Here is a 296-nt window from a genome sequence, read left to right on the forward strand (position 1 = left end):
ATCTCCACCATCTGCTTTGCAACTTCTTCCCGCGCCCTCACATTCGTAATTGACATCCCTGTGAGCACTTCTCCTTCCCCAATATTCCCTCTTCTCATCACACCATACCCCAATACCTCTCTAACCACCCCCTCTACACCTTCCTCCTCAACGACAGCACCACCACCTTTCCCCACCATCACCCCCTCAATCACCACATTACACCAACGATATTCTTGCCATTTTTCACCCACCACCCCAATAATCTCAGCACTATATAACATCCCCGTCTTGGGCGCAGTTGGCTGAAACTCTTC

At 50.3% G+C, this 296-nt stretch carries 1 protein-coding gene; it reads right to left on the reverse strand.

The features are described from left to right. A partial coding sequence (locus FS628_RS33260; protein WP_440131324.1) for a bifunctional hydroxymethylpyrimidine kinase/phosphomethylpyrimidine kinase occupies positions 1–263 on the reverse strand: 263 nt, incomplete at its 3' end. Between the last annotated feature and the right edge of the window lie 33 nt (positions 264–296).

It is taken from the genome of Paenibacillus xylanexedens, from assembly GCF_007676705.1.
Classification (GTDB): Bacteria; Bacillota; Bacilli; order Paenibacillales; family Paenibacillaceae; genus Paenibacillus; species Paenibacillus xylanexedens_C.